The sequence below is a fragment of the Gluconobacter thailandicus F149-1 = NBRC 100600 genome (assembly GCF_000964465.1).
GTDB lineage: Bacteria > Pseudomonadota > Alphaproteobacteria > Acetobacterales > Acetobacteraceae > Gluconobacter > Gluconobacter thailandicus.
Genome location: NZ_BANH01000027.1, coordinates 1 through 10,510, shown reverse-complemented (window position 1 = coordinate 10,510; position 10,510 = coordinate 1). Strand labels below are relative to the sequence as shown.

The 10,510-nt window shown below is 60.8% G+C and carries 12 protein-coding genes and 1 pseudogene; 4 read left to right on the top strand and 9 right to left on the bottom strand.

The features are described 5' to 3' along the window. Window positions 1-54: 54 nt before the first annotated feature. Window positions 55-693, top strand: a pseudogene (gene istB, locus B7444_RS09230) (IS21-like element helper ATPase IstB); the annotation flags it as partial. 115 nt (window positions 694-808) lie between these two features. Here istB and B7444_RS09225 read toward each other — a convergent pair. The 4 genes from B7444_RS09225 to B7444_RS16765 form a co-directional block, all read right to left on the bottom strand. Further along, a complete protein-coding gene (locus B7444_RS09225) occupies window positions 809-1,033 on the bottom strand; it encodes a hypothetical protein (RefSeq protein WP_007284566.1) in 225 nt (74 codons plus the stop codon). A gap of 9 nt (window positions 1,034-1,042) precedes the next feature. Next, the gene (mobF, locus tag B7444_RS09220; protein ID WP_007284567.1) at window positions 1,043-4,705 is read right to left on the bottom strand and encodes a MobF family relaxase; all 3,663 of its coding nucleotides are present in this window, start codon (window positions 4,703-4,705) and stop codon (window positions 1,043-1,045) included. Beyond that, a complete protein-coding gene (locus B7444_RS09215; RefSeq protein WP_007284568.1) occupies window positions 4,705-5,025 on the bottom strand; it encodes a hypothetical protein in 321 nt (106 codons plus the stop codon). Before B7444_RS09215 ends, mobF begins: the two co-directional genes overlap by 1 nt. A gap of 442 nt (window positions 5,026-5,467) precedes the next feature. Then, on the bottom strand, window positions 5,468-5,782 hold the full coding sequence (locus tag B7444_RS16765; RefSeq protein WP_180952909.1) for a hypothetical protein: 315 nt from the start codon (window positions 5,780-5,782) through the stop codon (window positions 5,468-5,470). A gap of 144 nt (window positions 5,783-5,926) precedes the next feature. Here B7444_RS16765 and B7444_RS09205 point away from each other — a divergent pair, with 144 nt between their 5' ends. Genes B7444_RS09205 through B7444_RS09195 form a run of 3 tightly spaced genes read left to right on the top strand, consistent with a single transcriptional unit; the run spans window position 5,927 to window position 7,745 of the window. Then, complete coding sequence (locus B7444_RS09205; protein WP_007284570.1) at window positions 5,927-6,826, top strand: P-loop NTPase family protein; 900 nt, start codon at window positions 5,927-5,929, stop codon at window positions 6,824-6,826. Further along, the gene (locus tag B7444_RS09200) at window positions 6,814-7,473 is read left to right on the top strand and encodes a hypothetical protein (protein ID WP_007284571.1); all 660 of its coding nucleotides are present in this window, start codon (window positions 6,814-6,816) and stop codon (window positions 7,471-7,473) included. The genes B7444_RS09205 and B7444_RS09200 overlap by 13 nt, the downstream gene beginning before the upstream one ends. A 35-nt stretch (window positions 7,474-7,508) precedes the next feature. Beyond that, window positions 7,509-7,745 carry a hypothetical protein gene (locus B7444_RS09195; RefSeq protein ID WP_231105563.1) on the top strand — a complete coding sequence of 79 codons (237 nt, stop codon included), beginning with the start codon at window positions 7,509-7,511 and terminating at the stop codon, window positions 7,743-7,745. Here the strand turns inward: B7444_RS09195 and B7444_RS09190 are convergent. From B7444_RS09190 to B7444_RS09170, 5 genes are all read right to left on the bottom strand, one after another. Continuing rightward, a complete protein-coding gene (locus B7444_RS09190; RefSeq protein ID WP_007284573.1) occupies window positions 7,710-8,282 on the bottom strand; it encodes a DUF2726 domain-containing protein in 573 nt (190 codons plus the stop codon). The two genes, B7444_RS09195 and B7444_RS09190, sit on opposite strands and share 36 nt — an antisense overlap. 43 nt (window positions 8,283-8,325) lie before the next feature. Continuing rightward, the gene (locus B7444_RS09185; RefSeq protein WP_231502867.1) at window positions 8,326-9,249 is read right to left on the bottom strand and encodes a Fic/DOC family protein; all 924 of its coding nucleotides are present in this window, start codon (window positions 9,247-9,249) and stop codon (window positions 8,326-8,328) included. A 156-nt stretch (window positions 9,250-9,405) separates the two neighbouring features. Then, on the bottom strand, window positions 9,406-9,615 hold the full coding sequence (locus tag B7444_RS09180) for an antitoxin VbhA family protein (RefSeq protein ID WP_007284575.1): 210 nt from the start codon (window positions 9,613-9,615) through the stop codon (window positions 9,406-9,408). A 207-nt stretch (window positions 9,616-9,822) separates the two neighbouring features. Further along, window positions 9,823-10,242 carry a single-stranded DNA-binding protein gene (locus tag B7444_RS09175; protein WP_007284576.1) on the bottom strand — a complete coding sequence of 140 codons (420 nt, stop codon included), beginning with the start codon at window positions 10,240-10,242 and terminating at the stop codon, window positions 9,823-9,825. Between the two features lie 12 nt (window positions 10,243-10,254). Next, window positions 10,255-10,510 (bottom strand): hypothetical protein (locus tag B7444_RS09170; RefSeq protein ID WP_252365380.1); only part of this gene is annotated, 256 nt, incomplete at its 5' end.

Sequence of the window (10,510 nt, the reverse complement as noted above, 5' to 3'; positions counted from 1 at the left end):
TGAAGCAAGAGTGGCATAAGCACTTCCTGACCGGCACAAAACCGCTACAAGTCCATGAAGGCGGAACTGGCCGAACGCGAAGTGCGCTCCATCGCCTACCAGACAAAGACAGCCCGGTTCCCCGCCTACAAGGACCTGTCTGGGTTCTCCTTTGCCGACACCCAGGTCAACGAGCCCATGGTCCGCCAGCTTCATGGCGGGGACTTCATCGAGCGTGCCGAAAATGTCGTGCTGATCGGCGGCCCGGGAACCGGGAAAACCCACCTGGCGACCGCCCGGGCCATCCAGGCGATTACCCATCACCGCAAGAAGGCGCGCTTCTGGTCAACGGTCGACCTGGTCAATGCTCTTGAACAGGAGAAGACTGCCAATCGGGCCGGGCAGATTGCCGACAGGCTGCTCCGCCTGGATCTCGTGATCCTTGATGAACTCGGTTATCTCCCCTTCAGCGCGTCTGGGGGCGCCCTGCTGTTCCATCTGCTCAGCCGCCTCTATGAGCGCACCAGTGTCATCATCACAACCAATCTGAGCTTCAGTGAATGGGGAGACGTCTTTGGTGACCCGAAGATGACGACGGCGCTCCTCGATCGGCTGACCCATCACTGTCATATCCTCGAGACAGGAAATGACAGCTACAGGTTCCGCGCCAGCACCGCCGCGTCAAAAAACAGGAAGGATAAATCCTCTTCTTGACCGCCCGCCCGACTATGCCTGAAATAGCATCTGGCTGGGTCAAATCTGGATGAAAATTTCCGCCCTACCCGGGTCAGTTCTCAGTGAAAATCAACAGTATAAATGGTCTAAATCATCAGTATCGTGTTACTTCGGCTGTCGGGCATCCACCGCATTTTGAGCATTTGAGGCGGTCAATGATCCGATAGATGCGAGTGGAAGCCGGAATCCCCCGAGCAGTTGCAAACTGACCGAGAGGCTCGACAACGAAGTGGCCGCAGCCGCAGCGAATGCGGAAGATGCAGTCTTTCCGGTAATGGATCGTGTCGATTGGCTTGGGACGCTCATAATTTGCCGACATGATCCTACCTTATAGGCGCGCACTGCGCCGTTTCTTTTGTTTTTCCTGCGCTTTGGCTTCGGTTTTGCGTGAGAGAATGGTTCTGACCTTCGCTTTCAAGGCTTTGGTCATCTCACGCAACCGATCCATCATACCGTTTCGGTCCTTCATGGCTTCAGCCGTGTTTTTAAGGCCCTCGGATGCCTTCTGCTCGTGCCGGCGGGTTGAGAAGCGGCCTGCCAGAGTAGCACGTTGCTTGCCCTCTCCTTCCCGCGCTTCCAGACCCTGTTTTGTCTGCTGCATAGCGCGTACGGTGCCACGCCGGATATTTTCCGCTCGTTCCAGAAGGGCGTGTGCTGTCTCTTTTTCGGGCTGGCGCTCGAAGTTCCGGATGATATTTTTCAGGACATCGGTTGCGGTAATTGTACGCTGATCCCCCAGAGGCCGTCGGCCGGCAATCTCGCTCCGTTCAGCGCCATCCGATGTGACCATAAAGGTCTGCTCCCGGTGCCGGCTGGACGAAGTGTAAGCACCGAACGCCGTGACATTCCGTGACCCGGCCGGAATGGCAAAAATATGCTCGGTGACGGTGACACCCTGGCTGGTATTGGTGGTCATCGCGTCCCCATAGGATAGCAGAAACCGACCGGTTTCCTTCTCCTTGAGGGAGTCCCATTTTACCAGTCCATTCCGACCATTGGCCCCTCGCAGAACCAGCCCCTCTTCGCGTACGTCACGGACTTCAACCACAGTGCCGTTGCGGCCGAGATTCCCGCCTGAATTGGTGTCGAGGAAGCGGGCATTTGTCCGCTGGAACAGGCGAACCTTGTCGCCGCGTGCCAGGGACAGGTCATAGGAGGTATTTTCTCCGGTAGCCTGTGCCTTGATGGTAATCAGATCCGCGCTGATCTCCCCAAGCTCACGCCGGCGATCACGGATCGCGCGGCTGATGTTGTGGGCGTCAGCATTCGTCGGGGTGGAGATCGAAAGGGTGTATTTGTCGCGATCGGCATTCTCCGTACGGCGTTGCTGCCAGAGATCGACCACGGCCTTGATGGCTTCCTCGTAGCCTCCCGGTGCAACACGCAGGGTTCCATTTTCCGCCTTCCGCTTGACGGCTTCCTCGGTTTGCCCGTTGCGAAACATAAGGGTGGTTTCGCGCTCTTCCTGCTGAATCTGGCGCGTGGACGTCCCCAAGAGGGGTATGTTTTCCTTGCCCAGCCCTCGTTGCAGTAATTCGATAACCGCGCCCGCCTCAACGGACTGCATCTGTTTCGGGTCGCCGATCATCACCAGCTTGAAGCCGATGTCCTCTCGCTTCCTGAGGATGTCATTGAGCTGGCGTGTGCCCAGGAGGCTGAGTTCGTCAACGACGACGACGGATTTCTTGGTGAGTTTGAGCTTGCCGCTGTCGATCCGGCGCAGGAAGGATTCCAGAGCGCGGGTCTTGGCGACTTCCATACCCGTAGCAGACAGATCGTCGGACTGTCGCCAGGCCAAGGCGATGCCGTGAACGTCCCGGCCCTGCTGCTTCCACGCGGTTACGAGCGGCTTCAGGAGTGTGGTTTTTCCTGAACCTGCAACGCCGATCCCCACGACGACCTGACCGCCCTTCCCTAGATCCTCCATCATCGTGCGTTGGGCCTGCCCGTGCGCGCTCTCGAAACTGAGTTCGGGATGGGCCTTGACGGCCTGGTCAATCTGCTTGTCCGTGAGCGCGCCGCTTCGATCCTTCGCGGCCTCGCGCGTCATGCGGATCAGGTCGCGCTCTTCGCTTTCGTGAAGGGCGGTCGTGATTCCGACCCGCTCTCTGCCTTCCGGGTCTTTGACTTCTCCCCAAATCAGGGAGGTTTGACGTCCGTGCTGGCGGACGCCGCGATTGCGCATGGCTGCGGTCACGGCGTTGATGTCGGCTGCTGTGTCGATCCCCGCTGCGATCAATCCTTTGGCGGCGGCGATCCGGGCATCAGAACAGTCAAGAGATGCGCGCTGCTGAAGCTGCTTGTCAAAGACATGCTGTGCAGCTTCATAGGCGTGTTCCAGGCGCTCGGCCCGATCGCGCTCGGGTGCGATTTCATCGGGCCGGAGAATGCTCCGGTGCTTGTATCCGATCTCTGCGGCCGTACGCTGCCATGAGGCCATGTCGGTAAGATCGTCCGACTTCGCGCCGCGCGGATCTTGCACCCCTTGCTTGATAAGGCCGATTTTGCGCTTGGCATCGAGGGTATCCCAATCAAGGCCCTGCCCTGCCGCATAGGCACGCGCGGCGGCCGTTCCTGAAAGTGTGCGGCGGCTGAACTGTTCACAGACACTCTCGGGAATGGCTGCAACCCTGCCCATTTCCGTCCGCTCGTCCAGCACCATATCGACCCCCTGCTTGCGCAGGTTCGTCGCTAGGTGGGCCTGATAGACGGCGCCCCACTCCTTGACCTTGCCGTTAAGCTGATCGAGCCACAGGCCGCCCATGCGGCCCTCGTCGGTCAGTGCCGCGTTCAGAATGGCAGTATGCGTGTGGAGCTGCATATCGCCTGGCACCCGGCCCCCTCCCTGACGGAGCGTATGCAGCTCGGTAAAGACCTCGCCCTGGTCGTCTGTCCGGATGACCTCAACGGTCGGCCGTGCCGTATAATGATCGAAGGACACCCAGCCGATGGATGCGGGGTCCCAGCCATCTTTTCCGGCGTCGCCTTTCCGCGCACGTCCGATCACCTTTTCCACTTCCTGCATGGTTGAGGCGATCGCGTCGTGATGTGCCTGAAGGATGATTCCGCGCTCGGCTTCTGTCGGGGCGAATGCCCATGCAACGGAAACCGATTTGGGGGCGGAAAAGGTGAAATCCACATACCCGATCCGGGCGCGACTGGTGTCCATGCGCTCGTGATATTCGGACACACTCAACTCCTGCCCGTCGGCCATACGCCCGGACAGGATGTTTTCGCGTTGGTCATTGGTCAGGCTGGCCGCATCGGCACCAAGGACGGCCGTAAAACGCCGTACAGCCCGTTCAGCTTTCTTAGCAGGTATATCGCCGCCAGAAACCGTCTTGCCCGCCAGAACGGCTTCCAGTTCGGATCTCGTGGGCAATCGGCTTTCATCCATCTCGAAGATTTTGCCGATTGCTTCCGTGGCCGATCTTTTCGTCTTCCCCGGAATATCCTGTCCGTCTGCTCGTTGCCCGTTCAGAAGGTGAGCGACTTCGGCCGGTGTCAGGCCCTTCGTGGGGTCGATCCCAAGTCGTGCGGCCAATTCGGGATTCATGTCCCGGCGTGGGATGGCTGTCGCACTGCTGTAGTCGCGGGCGGCGCTGGCGTTGCGGATCTCGCTATCAAGTGCGTCGGCAGTGAAGGGCACGGCGCGTTGCTGCAACAATTCCTCGGCTTTGGCCCGGTCGATCAGATTGGCCGCCACGAAGGTTCCGGCTGCGCGGACTGCCAGCACGTTGTCCGAATCGGACGTGGCTTCTCGCAGGCGGTCGATTTCCATTGCCAGCGTGTCGGCCAGGTCATCCATCCCGCTCGTGGTGCCGGCATAGCGGGTGGCAGCGGCCTCGGCCGGGGTCGGGGGTCTTACACCCTGCGCGTAGTACTCCGCCATCACGGCCATCTCGGGCGGAAGGGTCTGCTGAAGCAGGTGCTCGCTCATGGCCTTGGCGGCGGACGTGGCCCCGGCCGCGCCTGTCCGATAGGTCAGCATCAGGGTGCCGGGGTATCGGACGCCTCGTGACCGGAAGCGACAAGAAGAGACGCCATATCATTCATGCTTTCGGCCATTGTGTTGACGGCCTGGGTATTCTCGCCCACGGCGGCGGTCAGGTTGGTGAGGGCCTGCGCGACCGGAGAATCCCCCGGCTCGTCTCTGGCGGCTGCCAGCACTTCGGTCAGCATTTCGGTCTGCGCCTGAAGCGTGTCGAGCATCATCCCGAGGACGGTCTGAATGGCCGAGAGCTGCTTACCGTGCTCTTCCAGCGTATCGGAAACATGGGCGAGATAGGCCCCGTCGGTGTCTTTCGCCATGAGGGTTCGGGCTCCTTATTCCCGGCATTATCACGAAAACGTGAGCAATGAATCGGAAGGCGATGCGCCGGAATCAGTGCCTTCTTTTCGCACCTTTTCACCCCATGCGTCTAGCATGACTTGGTCTGTAGAAAAAACGCCACTCCCCCCTCACCCTCCTACCTCTCATGGAAGGATACGATAGAGGCCACGTATCAGGACACGAAAGAGGACACATCAGAGGATACGTTAGAGGGCACTCTAGAGGCTACGGAATAAAAAAAGAAGGTGACGGACGAGAAGAAAAATGCAATTTTTCTCAAGCCATGAAAAACGCCAACAGACAGACGATCCGTGGAGTTCCGAGCAAACGTCCTCGCACTGAAGAGGAATTGCAGGAGGCTGCGGATCGGTTCAGCCAGGACTGGACCCCACAGGATCAGGTGATGCCGTGGATACGCGCTCATGAGCCGGAGCTTAGTGCGATGGTGAGTGCGGGCTGGTCCTGGGATGATGTCGGCCGGGCGATGGCTCGTGCGCGCATCACGTATAAAACCGAGGTGCCCATGAAAGGGTCGATCTTGCGCGCGAAAGCGTACAAGGCGCGGAAGGACAGGTCAGAGGCGACGACAGTTCGAGCGGTTCCCGCGAGAACGCCAGTCGTCTCGGGAGGCGTGAAACCGGCTCCTGCTGCCTCGTCCATCAGACCGTCAGCGGACCCCTCGCCTGCGTGGCTGGAACAGGCCCCGGAAAGGGAGGAAGGCGAACCGGAGTTCAAGCCGATCTCACTGCGAACCCCTCTGCCCCCGACAGCCGAACCCAAGGCGGTAAAAACGCAAACGGCTCCTGAGCGGCCGAAACGCTCAAGAGCCGATGCTTTAGCAATGCTAACTAATCGTCCTGTAAAGACTGAGGAATCATAATGAGCGACACGAAATCAGGCAACAAAAACCCTGCGCCTGCTGCCAAGAAGCCGGTCCAGCCTGCGAAGTTCGATCTGAACCAGACACTCGCGCAGGAACCGGTCTTTGACGTTAAACCCTTCACGCCGCGTAAGGTCGAAGAAGCCGAGCCGGTGATTGCCGAGGGCATGGACCTGAGCGGCAAGACGAAGATCGTCTTCGTCAACGGGCGCGGCAAGACCGGCAAGACCACATTCCTGCGCTGGGCGGCCGAGCGTGCTCTGCTGGGCAACCGGCCGATCCTCATGGCGGATCTGGACCCAACCAATGCGTCGTTCTCGTCGTATTTTCAGGACGTGGCGCGACCGAACACAGACGATCCGGCAGGCGTTGCGCAGTGGATGCAGCGGTTCATCGAATACGCGGTCGAAAACCAGACAACGGCGGTTCTCGATCTTGGCGGCGGCGACACCACGCTGCGCGAGACGGCGGCCGAAATGCCGGGTTTCGCATCAGCGATTGCCGAGGCCGGCGCGGTTCCCGTCCTGATCTCGCTGGTCGGGTCGCAGGTCGATGATCTGGCCCCGATTGCAACACTGCGCGATCGCGGGTTTTCGCCGGACGCGCGGGCGATCGTGTTCAACGAGGCATCCAAGGAAATCGGTCACACGCGCGATCAGTCATTCGGCCGCCTGCTGACAAGCGCCGTGGTCGTGGATGAAGTCACGGACGGGGCGGTCCCGCTGTGGATGCCCCGGCTCAATGCGGCGGCAGCCGTCGAAAGCCGCCGGAGCCTGTTCAGCGCCGCGCGCGACGGCCTGACCACGCCTCCCCTCGGGATGTTCGACCGCTCAAAGGTCCGGACATGGCTCGAAGCGATGGACCGCCGGTTTGCTGGGATCATGTCATGGCTTCCGTAAGCCAGGACGAACCGGCAGACGATTTTGAAGGCGCGATCGCCAGCGCAAGACAGGATCTACAGTTGGCGATTGCCAAGGCGCACCTGACGGATGATCCGTTGGGTGTTGCCTTGCACGCGATGTCCGAGACGCTGGGTGCTCAGGCCGCGCTCTACAAGGCGACGTTCAACAAGTATCGCGACATCAGCGCGGACCTCGATCGCGCGCGAAGCGATGCGGTCGAAGCTGGACGGCTGGAACTTGAAGGCCAGAAAGCCGGGATCGTTCAGGAACTGGCTCCCCAACTCCTGAAGCTGACCGCTTCGCAGGTGAAGGTTCAGGAACGCACGGTCAAGCTCAAGACGCTGCTCATGGCGGGCGGCATTGCCGGAGTGCTCGCCATCACGGCGGCCTGTGTCGGATACGGCACGGGCTGGAAAAACGGCAGGACGAACGGTCTTTACGACAAGGGGGCGCTGTTCGCGGCGCTACAGGAGCATGGCCCGGGCGCTGAGACGGCCCTGATTGAACTGGTCCGGAACAACGACATTCCGGCTGTCCTATCGGCCTGCCGCGCTCATGCTTTCGATCAGGGCGGGCGACAGGCTTGCGCCGCGCCGCTCTGGCTTGAGCCGCCTCGGCCTCCTGCTGCACAGGACAACAAATAAAGTCAGGGACACGGCATCATAAGGGAGGGCAGACTATGCGGAGAATGTCACTCAATCCGGGCCTGCGGCTTGCGCTTCGCCCGTTTGCCTCCCTGCTGGCTTTTGCCGTCGGCCTTCCGGCCGCCATATTGGCGGTGCTCTGCTTCATTCATGGTGCGTCGCTGCTCTGGTCAGCCGGAATCCTCATTGCGTACAAGACATTCATCGCGGGCGGAGTATGTGCGGCGCTGGCTGCTTTAGCGCGCTGGCCGCGCGAGTACCTGACGCGCTGACGGACCGGGCGCGAAGTGCCCGGAAACGTCGAGCGTCATCGACGGTGTAAAGCGTCGCAACGGAATGTTGAGGGCTTCCATCAGATCGTTGACGAAGCGGTCGCGGTCCTGCCGCTGTCGCTGCTGGTGGCTTCTATCATCGAGTTCGATGGCAAGGACCGGCCGCCCCGTCGCCAGTTCGATCACCACGAAATCGAGACTTTTACCGGCTACCCGATTCAACGCCTCGGGAAAGCGGCGTGGATCGACCACGATGCTTACCAGCTCCGCAAGCCGCACCTGCGGGCAGACATAGTGTCCGGCCGGAATCTGCGCCCGAAAGGCAAGAAGGGCACGGCGTTCCCAATCCGATAGAAGGGCTTTGGGCTGATAGCGTTTGCGCAGGATAGCTTCCCGCTCTGTCTGGTTCTGCTCGGGCGGTTCCTGCACGCTCTCGGCCGGCGTGTCGGCCGAGAGCGTCGCCGGCGTTGCCTTGCCAAGCGGTCGGCGGCGGACATGCCATACGACCGCACCAATTACGCAGGAGCCGCCAATCAACCAGAGCGTTTCGAGAGAAAGAAACAGGGCGCGGTCCTTCCGGTTAGCGGAGCTTCGGGCCTCGCGGTTTGGCCGCGGACGCGTCCGGTTCCTTCATAACGCCTGCGGGGCTGGATCGCGCACCCTGCCCTTTCTGCACCTGGCCGGACCAGTAGCTTGCAGCGCGCTGGCTGGTGGCGGGCTTTTCCTGCGCTGTGCGGTCTGCCGCTGCTGCGGAGAACCCGGATTTGACAGTCACGGTCACGTCGTCGCCGGCGGCCGCCTTCTGGCGGCCGAGATCTTGCGTCGGTACAACGATGATGCCCTTTCCCGTGTTCACGCTGCTGCTGTGCGTATCTGTGGCGACCAGTACGCCCGTGATCTGTTCGCCGGGACGCGCGGTCCGCACGTCCTGGGCCAAAGGCTCCGCACCCTGTTGTCGCAGATGCTCAAACGCTGTCCGAAGGGCGGCCACCCTTCCCCGGTCCGTCGCGTCCTCGACCAGATGACGCATGGCCGGGTTGGCAGGGTCATCAGCACCCGCGATGGAGGCGGCCAGCATTCGCGGCTTGGTGATAACGGAGAAATCGACATCATGCCCGTACTTCTGCCCAAGCGTGGCGATGAAGGCTTCCTGAACCCGCCCATTTCCCTCGCGGAAAGGATGGACAAAATTAAGCTCGGACATGACGCGACCGGCCACGGCGGAAAACTGCTCGACGTTAGAGCCCTTCAGGACATCGGGATCACGGATCGGCCGGAATGCCTCGGCCAACCCGCGATCGAGCCTCGAACCCGGCAGGAAAGTCGTGCTGCCCTTGGTCATGAATTCGATGGGCTCGACCGGTCGTCCATCCACAACGGGCCGCTCGTTGCGCGTATGTCCGGCCCATTCGTAAATCTCGCCGAAGAGATGCTGGTGAATGGCTTTGAGGTGCGCCGCATCGAAATTACCGGCCGGGCCTGAACCCAGCCGGATGTCGATCATGCGGTCACTGGTGATCCTGTATTCGGCCCGATTGAGTGCCGCGCGCGACCGTAGGTCCAGCCGGTTGCGCAAGACATCCTGTTGATCCGGATCGTTGGAATTGGTGGGATAGGTATAACCGCGCCCCGGATCGCCGGTACTCATGGCGGCCGCGGATTAGCGACCGGCCCGGATGGCGTCGCGCATCTCGCGGCGCAGGTCTTCGAGCGAAATCACGCCCCGGATATAGCGTTCGTTCGCCTCTTCAAGAACCGGATCATGGACGTATCCCTGCCGGTAGTTTGCCGCCCGGGCTTCCTCGACGGCGCGACGACGCTGCGCGGATTCTTCTGCGCTGATCGGTCTGGCGGAAAGGGTCTGTCCCATCACGCTCGCTCCTGACTGGTAAGCGGTCATAATAGCCGATTTTGCAAGCGGAACCAAGAATTTATGGGGATGGTGTCGCCGCGTGTCTGCATCTTGCGAAGCAAATATGGGAGGGTAAACCCGTCACGCGACGACACGATAGCATGTGCGCGAACGGGCCTGAAAAAGCAAGTGAAGAGCCGCCCGAAGACGGCTCCCCTCCCCTGCTTATTTCCGGTCGAACGGATCTTCTCCCTCCCACTGGTCGGCCGGTGGAGCATCGGCCCCCTGCCCGCGCTGCTGTGCGGGACGGCCCTTGAATTCGAAATCCGTCGGATCGACGTACCAGATCGTGACATCATTGGTTGCGCCCTGCGGCCGGAAAGTGGCCGAACGCAGATCGCCCCGGACCTCAACCTGCCGCCCCTGTGTCGCATTCTTTTCGACATACTCGGCGCGCTTCTCCTGCCGGAGATCGACGCGGACTTCGACCCATTCGGTCAGCTCGCGCCAGCCGGTTTCGGACTGCTGCGAACGCACATTCTTCGAGCACGCTACGCGGAAAACCACATATCCGCCGCCGTTGCCGAACGTCTTGCGCGTCGCATCCTTGCCAACACGACCAGAGAGATTGATGGATGGGAACATGGTTAGGCTCCTTCAATGATTGATAAGTGTGAGGCAGAACATCAGCGCGACGAAGCTGCCAAAACAGCAACAGGCAAGAGCGCCACAAAGAAGACAGCGCGGGTTTTCCAGAACGCCTTCTGACGGAGCCTCTGGGACTTCCGACAGATACGCGGCGGCAAAGAAAACAAAGGTTAAAACACCGAATACTCCGGCGAAAACAGACAGATAGACATCTGACATAGGGTTTACCCTCCCTCCACCGAGCGGCTGGGGACTGGCCCCGGCT